The sequence below is a fragment of the Cupriavidus taiwanensis LMG 19424 genome (assembly GCF_000069785.1).
Lineage (GTDB): Bacteria > Pseudomonadota > Gammaproteobacteria > Burkholderiales > Burkholderiaceae > Cupriavidus > Cupriavidus taiwanensis.
This window is the reverse complement of record NC_010529.1, coordinates 198,909-215,975: the sequence shown is the minus strand read 5'-3', so window position 1 is coordinate 215,975 and position 17,067 is coordinate 198,909. Positions and strand designations below refer to the sequence as shown.

General features: G+C 59.4%; 11 protein-coding genes and 1 pseudogene. 9 read left to right on the top strand and 3 right to left on the bottom strand.

From position 1 onward, the window contains the following. The first annotated feature begins 15 nt into the window (after positions 1 to 15). Complete coding sequence (locus tag RALTA_RS27565) at positions 16 to 1,032, top strand: LysR family transcriptional regulator (RefSeq protein WP_012354595.1); 1,017 nt, start codon at positions 16 to 18, stop codon at positions 1,030 to 1,032. Between the two features lie 160 nt (positions 1,033 to 1,192). Here the strand turns inward: RALTA_RS27565 and RALTA_RS27560 are convergent, their stop codons facing one another. Further along, a complete protein-coding gene (locus RALTA_RS27560; protein ID WP_012354594.1) occupies positions 1,193 to 2,155 on the bottom strand; it encodes an IS5 family transposase in 963 nt (320 codons plus the stop codon). A 159-nt stretch (positions 2,156 to 2,314) separates the two neighbouring features. On the opposite strand from RALTA_RS27560, the pseudogene RALTA_RS27555 reads away from it, so the two are divergent. The 7 genes and pseudogenes from RALTA_RS27555 (at position 2,315) to RALTA_RS27530 (ending at position 13,151) form a co-directional block, all read left to right on the top strand. Then, a pseudogene (locus tag RALTA_RS27555) lies at positions 2,315 to 3,677 on the top strand (IS5 family transposase). Between the two features lie 176 nt (positions 3,678 to 3,853). After that, entirely contained in the window at positions 3,854 to 4,615 is a 762-nt protein-coding gene (locus tag RALTA_RS29480) for a hypothetical protein (protein ID WP_145987296.1), read from the top strand. A gap of 173 nt (positions 4,616 to 4,788) precedes the next feature. Further along, positions 4,789 to 6,051 carry a hemolysin gene (locus tag RALTA_RS29475; protein WP_145987295.1) on the top strand — a complete coding sequence of 421 codons (1,263 nt, stop codon included), beginning with the start codon at positions 4,789 to 4,791 and terminating at the stop codon, positions 6,049 to 6,051. Positions 6,052 to 6,154: 103 nt separating this feature from the next. After that, entirely contained in the window at positions 6,155 to 8,287 is a 2,133-nt protein-coding gene (locus RALTA_RS27545; protein ID WP_012354590.1) for a type I secretion system permease/ATPase, read from the top strand. After that, on the top strand, positions 8,284 to 9,714 hold the full coding sequence (locus RALTA_RS27540; protein ID WP_012354589.1) for an HlyD family type I secretion periplasmic adaptor subunit: 1,431 nt from the start codon (positions 8,284 to 8,286) through the stop codon (positions 9,712 to 9,714). Before RALTA_RS27545 ends, RALTA_RS27540 begins: the two co-directional genes overlap by 4 nt. Further along, positions 9,704 to 11,146 carry a TolC family protein gene (locus RALTA_RS27535; protein WP_012354588.1) on the top strand — a complete coding sequence of 481 codons (1,443 nt, stop codon included), beginning with the start codon at positions 9,704 to 9,706 and terminating at the stop codon, positions 11,144 to 11,146. The genes RALTA_RS27540 and RALTA_RS27535 overlap by 11 nt, the downstream gene beginning before the upstream one ends. Positions 11,147 to 11,822: 676 nt before the next feature. Further along, positions 11,823 to 13,151, top strand: a complete 1,329-nt coding sequence (locus RALTA_RS27530) for an IS4 family transposase (protein WP_012354732.1) — start codon at positions 11,823 to 11,825, stop codon at positions 13,149 to 13,151. A gap of 480 nt (positions 13,152 to 13,631) precedes the next feature. On the opposite strand, the gene RALTA_RS27525 is transcribed toward RALTA_RS27530, so the two are convergent. Together RALTA_RS27525 and RALTA_RS30675 are read right to left on the bottom strand one after the other, a co-directional pair. Continuing rightward, the gene (locus tag RALTA_RS27525) at positions 13,632 to 14,891 is read right to left on the bottom strand and encodes an IS256 family transposase (RefSeq protein WP_012354364.1); all 1,260 of its coding nucleotides are present in this window, start codon (positions 14,889 to 14,891) and stop codon (positions 13,632 to 13,634) included. Positions 14,892 to 15,196: 305 nt separating this feature from the next. Beyond that, positions 15,197 to 15,352 (bottom strand): hypothetical protein, encoded by a 156-nt coding sequence (locus RALTA_RS30675; RefSeq protein WP_020384409.1) that lies wholly within the window; start codon positions 15,350 to 15,352, stop codon positions 15,197 to 15,199. A 572-nt stretch (positions 15,353 to 15,924) separates the two neighbouring features. On the opposite strand from RALTA_RS30675, the gene RALTA_RS27520 reads away from it, so the two are divergent. Then, the gene (locus RALTA_RS27520; RefSeq protein WP_012354583.1) at positions 15,925 to 17,025 is read left to right on the top strand and encodes an IS5 family transposase; all 1,101 of its coding nucleotides are present in this window, start codon (positions 15,925 to 15,927) and stop codon (positions 17,023 to 17,025) included. Positions 17,026 to 17,067 lie beyond the last annotated feature (42 nt).

Sequence of the window (17,067 nt, the reverse complement as noted above, 5' to 3'; positions counted from 1 at the left end):
GGTGATATTGGTAGAATGTCCAATACTACGCTATCGGAAATTCGTCATGTTAACACGAAGCTATTGCAAGTCTTTGTTCTCGTTATGGAGTACCGTAACCTGGGGGCTGTCGCAGCATGCACCCAGCGCAGCGTGAGCACGGTGTCCTATAGTCTCGATCGCTTGGGCGAGATCACCGGTGACCCCTTGTTCTTCAAAGGAAACGGCATACTTGTGCCCACACCGCATGCGATACGTCTGGAAAAGATAGCGCGACAGATCCTGGCGATATGGGGAGATTTGGTTCGACGCCGAGAGGAGGTCACGACCAAGCGTCAGGAGGGTGGTAGGCGCGTAGCAATAGGCTTTTCGGCATCGATTGGCGATCCCCTCATCACTGAAATCTTGTTCGCCTTAGGCGAAGAGTTTCCGCAAGACACTTTTGTCACGCGGCCGGTGATTGCCGATGCGGTGCTTGCCAGTCTACTTGACGCCGGAGAATTAGACTGCGCCTTCGTCGTCGACAGCGGGCACCATCCCGAGCGTGTGCGCCAGCATAACATCGTGGCAACGCAGCGTCGGCTCGTCGGCGCCACGCGCAGAGTCAACGAGGATAAGAGCGAGAATGCCTGGATCCTATTGCAAGAAGACAGCGAACCCGGCAGCCCGTTACGTGCCTTCCTGAGCCGGCAGGCCGGTACGCCTGGCTACCGAGAGACGGTGGTGCCATCCTGGCATGCGCAGATAACGCTACTGCATTCAGCGGGTGGCATCTGCTCGCTGTTGGATTATAACATTCCATTGGTGACACGCGAGCCAGAAACGCAGCTTCTAGCACTCCCTTGTAGTTTCCCAAAATGGGCTGCCTTGAATTTCTGGGGGGCGGAACGCAGTTGCGATCAACGAGTGGTGAGCGACGTCATGGAGGTTGGTAGAGCTGTGCTGCGCGATCCGCTCAAGGCCATCGGCAGAAGTAACAACATGGCTCAACAGCAATTACTACGCAATATCTTACCGGAGGCAGGCGCCGTAGACACAAGTCCTTTCGGTTAGGGATACTCTGCACAAACGCGAATCGAGTGTGCTTGGCCGTTTAACAGGAAGCTGAATGCGCCACGACGCCAACCTATCAGCTCGGAGCGAAGCTATCTCGCACGCGCGAAGCAGCATTCGCGGGCTGCGCGCGAGGCATCGGCGTGAGCCAGAAACGCGCTCATGCCCCGGCAGCCAGCAGTTTGCCGCGCGCCATCCACAAGTTGGACAGTGCGAACAAGGTCATGAGTTGCGCGGTGTTCTTCCTCAGCCCTCGATAGCGGACCTTGGTGTAGCCGAACTGCCGCTTGATGACCCGGAACGGATGCTCGACCTTGGCCCGGATGCCCGCCTTGATTCGCTCGACCTGATCGACGAGCGCGCCAAGTGGTTTGCTTTGGTCCAGGACGCGACGTTTGCCTGGCTTCATCGCTACGTGCCAGTTCACGCCCGCCCGCGCGTCCGGACGCTTCTCCACGCCCTGATAGCCCGCATCGCCGAACGCGTCGGTTTCCTCTCCATGCAGCAGGCTGTTGCCCTCAACCACGTCGTTGACCTTGCCCGCCGTGCCCCGCACCGTGTGCACCAGCCCGCTTTCGGCGTCCACGCCAATGTGCGCTTTCATGCCGAAATACCACTGGTTTCCTTTCTTGCTCTGGTGCATCTCTGGGTCGCGTTCGCCCGACCCATTCTTGGTCGAACTCGGTGCGCTGATCAGTGTCGCGTCCACCACCGTGCCCGCGCGCAGCATCAATCCCTTGTCGCGAAGGATGTCGTTGACCAGCGCGAGGATCTGAGCGGCCAGCTTGTGCTTCTCCAGCAGGTGACGGAACCGCAGGATGGTGCTCTCGTCGGGCAGCCTCACCGTCCAGTTGTCCAGCCCGGCGAACTCCCGATACAGCGGCACGTCGTGCAGCGCTTCTTCCATCGCCGGGTCCGACAGGCCGAACCATTGCTGAAGGAAGTGGATGCGCAGCATTGCCTCGACCGCGAACGGGGGACGGCCGCGCTTGCCTTCCGGGGCGTACGGAGCGATCAGCATCACCAGATCGGCCCATGGCACCACACGGTTCATCTCGTCCAGGAATTCGCGCTTGCGGGTGCGCTTGGTCGACAAGTTCAGTCCAAGGTCAGTTTGTTTCATGCGCCACATGCTCGCTGGCTCGACGATTCATTGCAAGCACATCCGCCGGCTAATTGTGCAGAGCATCCCTAAGGTTTAGCAAAAAATTTCGCTGCGTGCCGAACTCCCAGATCGAATATGAATCTGATTCGAATCCTGGGAGATTTGAGGAACTTGCGGATGAGCACACCGGACTTCTTTCGCAGCCGCCTGGACGGGATGACTGATCTTCGGCATCCGCTGGCAGTGCTGGCGAGCCGGATGCCGTGGAACAGCATTGAGGCAGCCTTGGCGCCAGTGCTTGCGCGCAAGGCGAAGGATGGCAGCAACGTGGTCGGCGAGGACTTGTTCGGACCGATGTTGGCGGTGGCTGGTGCAGGCATCAGTGCCGCAGGCCGGCCTCGCCTTCCGATCCGGCTGATGGTCGGGCTGCTCTACCTCAAGCATGCCTTCAACGAGAGCGACGAGTCGGTGTGCGAGCGCTGGGCGGAGAACGTGTACTGGCAGTACTTCTGCGGCGAGGAGTACTTCCAGATGCGGCTGCCGTGTGACCCGACCAACTTCGTGCGTTTCCGGCAGGCTCTGGGTGAGGCTGGCGTCGAGGAACTGCTGGCCACCACGATTGCTGCCGCCGTGCAAATGAACGTGATCAAACCGGCTGAGTTCGAACGGGTCGTCGTCGACACCACGGTGCAAGAGAAGGCCATTGCCTATCCGACCGACAGCCGTCTGCTGGAGGTAGCGCGGGCCAAGGTGGTGCAACTGGCCAAACGCGCCGGCATCGAGTTCAAGCAGACCTTTGGCAGGGAAGGCAAGTCGTTGCGATTTCGTGCGGGTGGTTATGCGCATGCCAAGCAGTTCAAACTGCTGAGAACCGTGCTCAAGCGTCAGCGCACCGTGCTCGGCCGCGTACTACGGGACATCGAACACAAGATGACGGCGCTTGCCGAGGACCAGCAAGAGCGTCTGCGTCCCTGGCTCGAACGTGCCCGACGCATTGCGCAGCAACGCGTCAAGGACAAGAACAAGCTCTACGCCCTGCACGCACCCGAGGTGAAGTGTGTCGCCAAGGGCAAAGCCCCCCAGCCGTATGAGTTCGGTGTGAAGGTGAGTTTGGCAATCACTGCCAATCAGGGACTCATCGTCGGTGCTCGCAGCTTTCCTGGCAATCCTTACGATGGTCACACACTACACATCCAACTCGAGCAAACCGCTATCCTGCTTCAGGACCTGCCGGGATCGCGCAAGCCCCACACTGCTATCGTTGACCTCGGTTATCGCGGGGTCGATGCCGAAGTGACGCCGGTGAAGGTGATTCACCGCGGCAGAATCAAAACCATGAATCGTCGCCAGCGCAGAATGCTTAAACGTCGCCAGGCGGTCGAGCCTGTCATCGGCCATGTCAAAGCGGATCACGGCATGCGTCAGGGCGAAATCGGTAACGCCGTCCCCTATCCTCTGTGCCGCAGGCTTCAATCTCCGTTGGCTGCCGCGAGCAATTGCCCGCCTGGGCATCCGCGGGCGTTCTTTTTTTTCGTCTTGACTCTGCTCACAGGTATGGCTCGATCCGCCAGGAATGCAGCCAATCGACCTTGCCCGCATTGCCGCAGTCAACCGATGGGGCGACCAGAATCATCCACCCTCCAGCCACGCTGGGCCCTCAGACTGAATTTTTCAGGTCCGACTATAGAATCCGTGTGGCCGCCTGTGCTGCAATAAATGATGGGCTGGTTTGCTCGTGCGAATATTCGGTGCATTTTTTCTGAGTTTATTCAGCATGGCGGAGGCGTGCCTAAGGGCATGACCAGATTTGCGTGTTTGACGCTGGGTGTCAACATACTTGGAGGTGATAAAGCTCAAATGATCAGCTATCGAAGGCGTAATGGGCGCCATCTTTCAGGCAAAGCGACAGTGCTTGCTATTGCTATCTCCATTGGCTACCTATATGGCTGCGCGGGCTCGCGGTCGGCATCAGATGCTGCCAGAACACCGGAGGCTTTTCTCGCAGCGATCAATAACGTCATTGAGCATGGCGATTTAACAAATAGCGAACTATTGGCGGAAAGCTTTCGACTGAAATTTAGCCACGGAGAGCCGCATCAAGCCTTTCATCCGAAAACTAATGAGTTAATTGGAATCCGACGGGATTTCAAGATCGCATCGGCGTCTCAAGAAACTTTTCTTTATTCAACAACTCCCAGCGCGTCATATGGAACCCTTGCGCCGAGTGATGGAGGGCTGCCGAGGGTGTCATTTGGTGATTATCTTGATCGAAATAATATATGTATAACTCGTGGCGTGCTCTTTGATAAATTCGGTCGAGGTATATCACATAGAAATTATGATCACCCGGGTGAGGACTATTTTTATGGATTCAATTACAAGGAGAATTGGATTGAGTTGATAGTTGGCTTCTCTACGATTGACTGTGCAACAAATATCAGTTTATTTCAAAACAGGAAAATGGTTGAGTTACCATGACAAGTAATCAGATTATCACGGGCAATGAATCAATGTGGGGTAACGTCCGACTCTCAACGAGTCAGATTGCACTTATAAACAAGAGTCCAACTCTTGTGTCCCAGCTATTGGATTACCAGGCGGCAGTTGCTGCGGGATCATTGAACCCAATTGTTCAAGGGCCCGATGGCAGCATGTTCTTCAAGGAAGGGGGAGGAATTACGTTTGCTAGCAATTGGAAAACTTGGCCGGATGGCGAGGTCATCGGTAGCTTGGCCCATGAGATCGGTCATTTCGCGAATGTGAAAGCCGACACTGACTTCAAATCGGCGTATGCAGTTCCGTCCAGTAGTCCAGACGCCTATGCGATGAGCGCCATGGTCGGCCTGCATCAAGAGGGCGAAGCAGTCTATAACAACTGGGTGGTTCAGCGGGAGATTCTGAGCAATAATGGTCCGCAGATTTATTTGGCGGGCGAGTATAAGGCGAATCCTGATGGTAGCGTTAGTAGTACCGGGCTTCAGTCGTTACTTGATACGCAACATGCCACGGATATTCGCTCCAGTAGCCTTATCGGTTCTGATCGGCAGATTCTGATTGATAGTGCAATGGGCGTCTATGCGACCTTGCCGAACAGTGTTAACTGGCAGGCCTACTTCAATTATTACGGCGCAGCCAGTGGCGCACAGGCTCCCGCGCCTGGAACCCTTCAATCGGTCACCTTTACGAACAACAACGCGACCAATCAGATTGGTTCGATGTCGGAGAACTACTCATCCGGTAATACGATCCAGGTAAAGTTCACTGGAACAGCGCCGAGCACGTCGACCGTTACGAATCCATCTGGCAATCTGCTTACCGAAAATGTCTATACTAGTGCGACGGTCAATGCGAATAATGCAACCGTTAATCTTCTGAATGGCGCCACCGCTACAGTGAACGGCACTGGCAACACCATTAACGCCGGCAATAATGTCACGGTCACGGCGAACGGTACAAACAACACCATCAACACCGGTGCCAATGACCTAGTCTGCACCAGCAACAACGTCTTCAATGTGGGCGCCAACGTGGCAACGTGGCAGACCCTCAAGGTGTGGGGTGATACGACAGGCACCGGCCAGTTCCAGAGCGGGCAACTGTACACCCTCGACCAATTGGGTATTGCAGGGATCAACCTGGATGCCACGCACATCAGCCAGGACAGCAACGGCAACACCATCCTGGATGACGGCACGTACACGCGCGCCGATGGCACCACGGGCGACATTGCCGGGGTCAATCTGATGTTCAATCCGGGCAACGGCCAGACGCCTAGCGCGGCGGATACCTTCGCCCAAAAACAAGTGAATCAGTTGATTCAGGCAATGGCCGCGTATGCGCCGGACGCAGCCGGTAGCATCGTTGCGCAGGCGCTGCCCCAGGATCAAACCACACTGCAACTGGCGGCTCATTGATACGTCACCCCGACGGTAGCAGACGGCGCCCTTGCGAGGGCGCCGGTTTTTCTACGCTTGTCGATAGCCACCCCGTCTAACAAGAACAATTTCGCACTGATCCATGGGTTCGAACGAAAACCTGGCGCGTCTCGACGATGCCGGCTTGGCTGCGCTCGTGCTCATCGCACGATTTCATGGCATTGCTACGGATGCCGCGCAAATCCGCCATGCCGCCGCGCTCGGTGGCGAGTCCTTCTCTGAGGCCGATCTGGTATTAGCCGCTCGTGGCATGGGCCTGAAAGCCCGAGCAGTGGCGCTGGTGGCAGATCGGCTTGGCAAGACCCCATTCCCGGCCTTGGTGCTGGACAGTGCGGGCCGGCATTTCATTCTCGCCGGTTCCGATGGCAAGACCGCGCTGATACTGGAGCCCGGCATGTCGGCGCCCGCACCCAAGCCGATCGAAGAGATAGTGGCGCGTACGAGCGGGCGCATCCTGCTTTTCACCTCGCGCGCCTCCCTGGCAGGCGAGCTGGCTCGCTTCGATTTCTCATGGTTTATCCCGGCGGTGGTCAAGTACCGCCGCCTGCTGCTGGAAGTGCTCGGCGTTTCGATGGCGCTGCAACTGTTCGGGCTGGTGTCGCCACTGATGTTCCAGGTGGTGATGGACAAGGTGCTGGTGAACCGCACCTATAGCACCCTCAACGTGGTGTGCCTGGCGCTCCTTGTCAGCTCGGTATTTGAGGTGTTGCTCACGGGCCTGCGCAACCATGTATTCGCGCACACGACCAACCGTATCGACGTGGAACTGGGCGCGCGCCTGTTTCGCCATCTTGTAGCCTTGCCACTCGCCTATTTCGGCGCGCGGCGTGTGGGCGACACCGTGGCACGCGTGCGGGAGTTGGAAAGCATTCGAAATTTCCTGACCGGCCAGGCGCTGACCGCGCTCATCGATCTGGTGTTCTCTGTGGTGTTCCTCGCTGTCATGTGCCTGTACAGCGTCTGGCTCACGCTGATGGTGGTTCTGTCCTTGCCGCTCTACGGTGCGATTTCCGCCTTCATTACGCCGTTGCTGCGCAAGCGCCTGAACGACAAGTTCGCCCGTGGCGCGGATAACCAATCGTTCCTCGTGGAATCGGTGTCCGGGATCGAAACGGTCAAGGCCATGGCCGTGGAGCCGCAGTTCGTCAAACGCTGGGAAACCCAGCTCGCGGCATACGTCGCGGCGGGCTTCCGTGTGACCTCACTCGGCAACGTCGGGCAGCAGGCGATTCAATTGGTGGGGAAGCTGGTGACGCTCGGCACGCTGTTTTTTGGAGCCAAGCTCGTCATCGACGGCAAGCTGACCGTGGGCGCGCTGATCGCCTTCAACATGATGTCGCAGCGCGTGAGCGCCCCGGTGCTGCGCCTCGCGCAACTGTGGCAGGATTTTCAGCAAGTCGGTATATCCATGAGCCGCCTCGGCGACATCTTGAATACGCGCACGGAGCTGGCGCAAAGCCGGCAAACGCCGCCGTCCATCAAGGGCAGCATCGTGTTCGAGAACATCCGCTTCCGCTATCGCGCGGACGGCCCGCCGATCCTCGATGGCGTGAGCCTGGGGATCACCACCGGCCACGTCGTGGGTATTGTCGGGCGCTCGGGCTCAGGCAAGAGCACGCTCACCAAACTGCTACAGCGACTCTATCTGCCGGAGCAGGGCGCGGTGCGTATAGATGGCATCGACCTCGCGCTGGCCGATCCCTCCTGGCTGCGCCGCCAGATCGGCGTGGTGTTGCAGGAGAACCTGCTGTTCAATCGCTCGATCCGCGACAACATTTCGCTCACCGATCCCGGCGCCCCGCTGGAGGCAGTCATGCAAGCGGCGAAGCTGGCGGGAGCGCACGATTTTATCTGCGACATGCCGGAAGGGTACGACACGGTGGTCGGTGAACACGGCGGCAACCTTTCGGGCGGCCAGCGGCAGCGCCTGGCGATTGCACGGGCGCTGCTGACCAATCCGCGCGTGCTGGTGTTCGACGAAGCCACCAGTGCGCTCGATTTCGAGACCGAGCGAATTATCCAAAACAATATGAAGGCCATCTGCGCCGGACGCACGGTGATCATCATCGCCCACCGGCTCACCGCCGTGCGCCACGCCGACCAGATCATTGCCATGGACGGCGGCCGTATCGTGGAACGGGGCAGGCATGAGGAGTTGCTGGCACTGGGTGGCTACTATGCCCATCTCGTCTCGTTACAGGACAGCGGACTATGAGTACCCCCGGCGTATCCCAATGGGCGGCGCTGCGTGAGCCGCTGCGCCGCTACGCCAGCGTATTCCGGGCGGCCTGGCACATCCGTCGCGAGTTGGACGCGCCCAGTCGGACCCCGCACGAACTGGCATTTCTCCCCGCCCATCTGGAATTGGCGGAAACGCCAGCGCATCCGGCGCCCCGCTGGACAATGCGAATCATTGTGGCGCTAACCGGACTGGTGTTATTGATCGGCATCTTTGGCAAGCTCGATATCGTGGTAACTGCCAAGGGGAAATTTGTACCCAATGCGCGGGTGAAGGTGATTCAGCCGGCGGTGACCGGCGTCATTCGCGAAATCCTCGTGCGTGATGGCCAGCGCGTGGCGGCGGGCCAGTTGCTGGTGAAGCTCGACACCACTCAGGCCGCCGCCGATGCGGACAAGGCGTACCTCTCCCGCGTCGATGCCGGCCTCGGTGCGGCCCGTGCGCGGGCGCTGCTTGGCGCGCAGGAAATCAAACAACCGCCGCAGGTTGTGCAGGTGGATGGCGCGTCGGAAGACCGAATGCGCGAAGCCCAGCATCTGGCCAATGGCGCCTGGCGCGAGTATCAGGATCGCATCGACAGCGCGCAGGCAGAGCTGCACAAGCGCGAGGCGGCGCGGGACAGCACACGGGCCGAAGTGGCACGGTTACAGGCCACCGCGCCGCTTGCGCGCCAGCAGGCCATGGACTATAAGGCGCTGGTGGCTGACAAGTATGTGGCGCGTCACGATTACCTGGACAAGGAACAGAAGGCCCTGGACCTGGAGAACGAGCTGGCGGCCCAGCGTGCCCACGTGCTGGAGCTTACGGCCGGTATCGCCGAGCAGCGGGCCGAACTGGGGGCGCTAGCCTCGAAGTTTCGGCATGACCAGCTCGATGAGCTGGAGAAACACACCCAGCAGGGGGCGCAGAGCCGCAACGATGAGACCAAGGCGCAGACGCGCCAGGAACTGATGAGCCTCACCGCGCCCGTGGCCGGCACGGTGCAGCAACTCGCCGCGCACACACTGGGCGGTGTCGCGACCACGGCCCAGGCGCTGATGGAAATCGTGCCCGACGACACGCTGGAGGTCGAGGGACAACTGGAAAACAAGGATATCGGTTTTGTGGACGTGGGCCAGGCTGTCGCGGTCAAGGTGGAGGCGTTTCCCTATTCCCGCTATGGCTTCATCGAGGGCACGGTGCTCTCCGTGTCGAATGACGCTACCAACGACAAGAAGCTTGGGCTCACCTTTCCGGTGCGTATTCGCCTCACCACTAACCGCATCCGGGTGGAGAACCGCTGGATCGCGCTCACGCCTGGCATGGCGGTTACGGCGGATATCCGTACCGGCAAGCGCACGGTGGCCGAATACTTCCTAGGCCCCGTGATCGAGGCCGCTCAGGAGAGCTTGCGTGAACGCTAGACGCATCCCGCTCACCCTCATCCTGGCCGGGCTATGGGGGCTGGTCCAGGACGCGCAGGCCTTCGACCCGCTGCGCGCGGAGCAGCACCTTCCGGCCACCCCTGCCGGCGCGCTCATTCCGGACATCGCCGGATGTCGGGCCGGGCCGCCAGTCTCGCCGCTGCTCCTGGGCGAGGCCGTCGAACGGGCGCTATGCGTCAACCCAAAGACGCGCCAGGCTTGGGCCGATGTCAAGGCCCAGGCCGCTGGCGTGGGGACTGCGCGGGCAGGCTACTTGCCGACCGTGAACGGCACCGGGCAGTACGTGCGAGACGGGGCGAGGACGGATGTGACCAGGCATCCGAATCTGAGTTCGGCCACGCTCGCCAATGTGGGCACCGGCAACGTGGCATTGAATTGGGTGCTCTACGATTTCGGTGCGCGTAGCGCTGCCGTGAGCAGCGCATCGGCATTGCTGGCTGCCGCACAATCAACGCAGGATGCCACCGTGCAAAGCCTGTTCGTGACCACGGCCAAGGATTACTACACGGCCCAGGCGAGTGCGGGCGCCTTGGTTGCGGCGCGCGATGTGGAGGCGATGGCGGCGAACAGCCTCCGCGCGGCCTCGGGGCGGGTGGACAAAGGCGTGGCGCCCATCTCGGATGCCTTGCAGGCACAGACGGCCTATACGCAGGCGGTACTAAACCGCGCCAAGGCGGACGGCCAGTGGCAAACCGCCGTTGGCACGCTCGCTGCTGACATGAATCTATCGCCGGACGTGCCGCTCACCCTGCCCGGTGTGGGCGACGAGGTGAGGACGGACGCGCAGTTCACCCAGGCGGTTGGCGAGTTGATCGAGGGCGCCAGGCAGGCACATCCAAGCGTGATGGCCGCCGAGGCCCAGGTGGATGCGGCGGCGGCCAGGGTTGACCAGACGCGCGCCGAGGGCATGCCCAGCCTCGGCCTGGTATCCCGCTACAGCCTGAACAATCAGCCAGCTACGCTAGGGCTCGGCGTCCCGAGCTTTCCGGCTACCGGACGCGACTGGTATGTCGGGATTCAGCTCACGATCCCGTTATTTGAAGGTTTTGGCCGTTTGTACCGGATCCATCAGGCCCAGGCACAGCTCGAACGCGAGCACGACGGTCTGGATGCTGCGCGCCAGCAGGTGGGGCTGGAGGTGTGGAGCAGTTATCAGGCCGTTCGAACCGCCACGGACAGCGTGAAGTACAGCGCAACGCTACTCGATACTGCGCAGCAATCCTTTAACGCTGCCGAACATCGCTATCAGGCCGGCGTCGGCAATATTCTCGAACTGCTGAATGCGCAAACGGCGCTGGCCAATGCCAAGCAGCAGCGCGTACAGGCACTGGCCGATTGGAAAGCCACGCGGTTGCGGCTGGCGGGCAGCCTGGGGCGGCTTGGCATGAACAATGTACAGGTGGAACGATGAACGAAACCGCCACGGCATTTGCGAAGGGAGAAAGTAAATCCATGTCAAAGCATCTCTCTTTGCTTCTGGCCTTCGGGGGCCTTGCTCGTCGCGGCCTGTGCGCCCCTCGCTGAGAGGGAACCGAAGCAGCATCTTCCAGAGGTCGTGCAGAAAAGCGAGCGGGTGATTCTGGTGGAAGGAAATCCCGACGATCCGGTCAAGCTCGAAGTCACGCTGTACACCCGGCCGGGTCCGAGTCCATTTCTTGCGGTACTAAACCACGGCTCATTCCTGGAAAACCACACGATTTCGTTTTAATTTTGCGACGGGCTATTTGCTGTCGCGCGGATATGTCGTGGCCGAGCCCATGATGCGTGGCTATGGTAATTCGGAAGGCTACCTCCGTCGGCACGGATGCGATGCCGTGGCAAGCGGTATGGATGCGGCCAAGGACGTCAACGCGGTTATCGGCTATCTAAAAAAACAGCCCTATGTAGATTCCGCCAAGGATACTCATTGCCGAAGAGAGCGTCGGTGGATGGAAGACCTTGGTCGTTGGTGCGTTCAACCCATCCCCTTATACGGAAGTAGGACCGTCTCCGCGGCGAGGCTTGGAGCTTGAAGTCCCGGGAATTTCGAGGTAAGGGGGTTGTTAACTTCGCCAGACTCGCGTTTACTCTCGGATTTTCGCGCAGCAATGAGCAACGAGTCGGGGGCATGGGTGGACGAGGAATTCGAGAGTCTGGATCTTGGTGATCCGGGGCGGGATCGGCGCGCCAAGGAGCTGCTCAAGCGGTTTGCGGCTCTGCCGACGGCGAGCATCCCCGGCGCATGCGATGACTGGTCGCAAACCATCGCGGCATATCGGTTTCTCGGCAATGAGCAGATCGATTGGCGGGACGTAATGCAGCCGCATTGGGAGCGCACTGCAGCGAGGGCCGCGCAGTTTCCGGTGGTGCTGTGCATCGCTGATACAACCGAATTGAACTTTAATGGCCAGGAGATCGACGGGCTGGGTCCGTTGACCTATGAAGCCCAGCGGGGCATGTTTTTGCATCCGACCTACGCGGTGACGCCTGACCGCGAGCCGCTGGGGGTGATCGATGCCTGGATGTGGGCTCGGGAGCCCAAGGACGCCGATGGCAACCGGGGCGGGATCAAGGAAAGCGTACGCTGGATTGAAGGATATGAACGGGTTGCGGAGCAAGCCGCGCTATTGCCGCAGACACGGCTGGTGTATGTGACAGACCGCGAGGGTGATATTGCCGAGTTGATGGCGCGCGCCCAGGAACTTGGCCAACCGGCCGACTGGTTGATCCGCAGCCAACACAACCGCAACCTGGCCGAGGGCGGCAAGTTGTGGGATAGCGTCGACGCCAGCCCGGTACTCGGGGAAATCACCTTTATCTTGCCAGGGCGAGCAGGCCAGAAGGCGCGCGAGGTCAAACAGGAACTACGCGCCCAGCGTATGAAGCTGCCGGGTCTGGTCGGAGCGGAGTTCACCTGTGTGGCGGCAAGGGAGATCGAAGCGCCCGCAGGCGTCAAGCCAGTGGTTTGGCGATTGGTGACGAACCGAGAAGCGCAGGACGCTGATGCGGTCAACAAACTTGTTGAATGGTATCGGGCAAGGTGGGAGATCGAGATGTTCTTCCATGTCCTGAAGACCGGCTGCAAGGTCGAGGCGCTACAGCTATCGCACATGGATCGTGTGGAGCGGGCCTTGGCGTTGTATATGGTGGTGGCATGGCGCATTGCCCGCCTGATGCGGTTGGGCAGAACCTGTCCGGATCTGGATGCGTCGCTGTTCTTCGATGCCGACGAGATTCGGGGGGCATACGTGCTCTCCAAGAAAGCTCGCCCGAAGACACCGGTCACACTCAATCAGATGATTCGGTTGGTTGCTTCCCTGGGCGGGTTCCTTGGGCGGAAGAACGATGGCGAGCCCGGCGCCAAGACGATCTGGATCGGCATGCAGCGAACCATGGACGCCGCGCTCACTATTCAAACACTGAGGGAAGAGTCATGACTTCCGTATAAGGAAATGACCTCAAAGATGGGCAATTCCTTCGCGCTCTTGCGGTGCTAAGTGTGGCTAACAAAACCGTGTCGTCGTCATCTGCCCGTTGAGTGTGGCTATGCGTCATGGCACGGAAGAAGGTCAATAGCGAATTGTGGAAGGCAGTGCTTGCTGGCGTCGCCTTCGTGATTGGGACAGCGGCCTCTGGGAACGCTCGCCCTGGCGCGGGCTGACGCGATTGCGTGAGCATGACCAGTGGCGCGTAAGCTGCCGAGGATGTCGTTCTCCCAGGCTTTCCCCATTAGCCTCTGCAGGACGGTGGCACGGGGCCGTCTGTTTGCTGTTCACCATGGTTCCGATGTGGCTCAGCGCAAGGTCCGTGGTCGCATCCAGGTTATCCCGGAACCTCCGGGCCTTGGGCCTGTCAGTTTTTTTGTGTGCAGGGCAGGTAAAGGCTCACCGTCGATGGAACGGTGAGCCAGCAATATCTTAACGATAAGGGTGGGTGAAGCGTTCCTCGTAGAGGATCGCAAACTGGTTCATGGCAGCCTTCCAGTCATGGGTTGAACTGCCCCACTTCACCGTGATGTTTCGCAGCGCCAGCCACAGCAGCTTGGTCGCCGCCTCGTCGCTGGGGAAGTGACCGCGCGTCTTGATGATCTTGCGCAGCTGCGCGTTGATGCTCTCGATCGCGTTGGTCGTGTAAATGATCTTGCGGATCGCCGGCGGGAACGTAAAGAACGGGATCACCTGATCCCAGGCGCGACGCCAGGATGCGCCGATCGGTGCATACCGCCGACCCCATTCCCCGTTCTCGAAGGCCGCCAACTCGGCCAGCGCGGCCTCGACCGTGGGGGCCGTGTACACGGGCTTGAGCGCCGCCGCCACGGCGCGGCGCTCCTTCCAGTTGGCGTACTCCAGGCTGTTGCGGATCAGATGCACGATGCAGGTCTGCAGGGTGGTGTTCGGGAACACCGCGGCCAGGGCCTGTTCCATGCCCTTAAGGCCATCGGTCACCGCGATCAGGATGTCTTGGGTACCCCGGGTCTTCAGGTCGTTGAACACCTTCATCCAGAACTTGGCGCCTTCGGTAGTCTCGATCCACAGGCCCAGGATGTCGCGCGTGCCGTCGGGCAGCACGCCCAAGGCCAGGTAGACGGCCTTGTTGCGCACCACGCCGTCCTCGCGCATCTTGACCCGCAGCGCGTCGAAGAACACCACCGGGTACATCACCTCCAGCGGACGGGCCTGCCAGGCGGTGACCTCGTCCATGACCGCATCGGTCACCGAACTGATGAACTCGGGCGAGACCTCGGTGCCGTACTGTTCGGCCAGAAACGCCTGGATCTCGCGCAAGGTCATGCCGCGCGCATACATGGCGATGATCTTGTCGTCGAACCCGGTGAAGCGCCGCTCGTGCTTGGGAATCAGGATCGGATCAAAGCTGCCGTCGCGATCGCGAGGGATGTCTAACCGCAGCGGCCCGTCGTCGGTCAGAACCGTCTTGGCGCTCTTGCCATTGCGCTGGTTGGCCGTGCCGGCCGGGCGCTCGGCGCCAGCCGGGTAGCCCAGATGATGGCCGAGCTCGGCCCCCAGGGCGCGCTCGATCAGGGCCTTCTTGAACGCCATCGAGGCGTCCTGCACCGCCTCGGCGGTCATCGGACCCTTAACGAAATGGGCAATCAGGTCCTCGGGAATGGTCGGCAGCTCACGGTCGGCGGCCTGGCTGGTCTTGGTTTTGCGTGGCATACATGCTCCTTGGCGACATGTTATGCCCTAAACACAAAATTTCTGACAGGTCCCGGGCCTTCGGCTATCGGAACGGGGAATACGGGCCTCAAAATCCCGTCTTCTTCAAGAATCCGCGCCGCCTTCCCCGGTATTCCTTGCTGAACAAGAAACCAACCGGTCTGCGCCAGGGGAGGGGAGCCCTCCACTCGCTGCACAATCAGACAAAAAGCGGCATGTGGAAGGTTTATTCAGCTAACATTGGTGCGTTCTGATGACGCTGCCCTTGATAGATATCAGCGCTGCAGCTCTATGCCCTGTCAGCGTTACAAACAAATCCTAAAATCACCCTTTCCGATCTCCAAGAACAAACAGTTATCGGACCAGCCCTCCATTTCCGCTGCGAATGCAGGCATAGCGCCGAACAGCACGGTCGCCGTCATTAAACCAACGACCCCCAATTTTTTAATCCTCTTGCGCATGGCACTCTCCATGAATTAAAAAAACGAAATTTCATGACACTTTGATGCTAAATGCAGACGATCCTAGGCTAAATTGTGGGGTATGAATTCATGCAATCAAATAACAAATTTATGAAGCGTCATTTGTTCGTGCTTCGTCTCCTAGAGAGATAGAGATAAAAGTTTATATGCCAAGCTATGCGAAGACATAGGACGATCGACTTCAACTCGTCATTGCTTGATCTAAATCAAGATCTAATGAGATGAGGAAAGATCCTATAGTCAGGAATGTTGTGCCGAAGAACTCAGTTTGAAGTAGGTGTCGAAAGCACGAAAAAGGGGCCAAGGCGTTTTGGAAACTACAGTCATACAAATTTAATATTTCGATAACGCCATCGGAGCCTGAAATGGTCAAACTACCCAATAGATCATGGGGATTTTATGGCACATGAAATCGGGGGCTTGTCACCTCACCACAGTAAAGAGTCATTTCCGCTCAAGCAAGCTAGCAGGCCGCTGAAATACCTCCAGCGGACGTCAGCGCGACGACTGGCTGAAGCGTTGCTTTGAGGATCCCATCCAATCCCACATTCATGCGCGGCGCAGATACCTTCACGGAAAGCTTGTTCACTATGCGGAGGCTGGAGGATTTCGTGCCGCAGTCCCATCCGCTGCGCTCGATCCGGACTATGGCCAACCAGGCGCTGGTGAAGATGGACCGGCTGTTCGCGCAGATGTACGAGGCCGATATCAAGGGTGGCCGCCCCAGTATCGCGCCGGAGAAGTTGCTGCGGGCCATGCTGCTGCAGGTGCTCTACAGCATTCGCTCTGAGCGCCAGCTCATGGAGCAGACGCAATACAACCTGCTGTTTCGCTGGTTCATCGGGCTGTCGATGGACGACTCAGTTTGGGTGCCCACGGTCTTCACCAAGAACCGCGAGCGACTGATCAAGCATGATGCGGTGATCCAGTTTTTCAACGAGGTGCTGGCCATCGCGCAGAAGAAGAACTGGCTGTCGGGTGAGCACTTCAGCGTGGACGGCACGCTGATACAGGCGTGGGCAGGCCACAAGAGCTTCGTGCGCAAGGATGGCGACGACCAAGACGATGACGCCGGCGGCAGCTTCAAAGGTCGCAAGCGCAGCAACGAGACACACGAATCCAAGACCGATCCCGATGCCAAGCTCTACCGCAAGGGCAAGACATCCAGTGAGCTGCGCTACATGGGTCATACCCTGAGCGACAACCGCCATGGCCTGGTGGTTAGCGCCATGGTGACCAAGGCGGACGGACACGCCGAGCGGGAGGCCGCAAAGGTCATGCTTAACGATGCCAGGCAGGTGATTGAAGACCTGAATGTGGAAGTCACCGTGGGCGCGGACAAGGGCTATGACGCGCACGAGTTCATTGAGGCCTGCCTGGAAATGAAGGTGACGCCCCACGTGGCGCAGAACACATCGGGTCGTCGCTCGGCCGTTCCTGATGCCATTGCTTCCAGCGCCGGTTATGCCGTCTCGCAACAAAAGCGCAAGCTGATCGAACAGGGCTTCGGGTGGGTCAAGACCGTGGGGCGCATGCGTCAGGTGATGGTGCGCGGTCTGAAGAAAGTCGATCAGATGTTTGTGCTGAGCATGGCCGCCTACCACCTCGTGCGCATGCGCTCGCTGGGACAAATCCGTCCGCAGTTGCAGTAATCGCGCTAATGAGGCCGGAATGGGCGCCAAAACGCGGAAAAA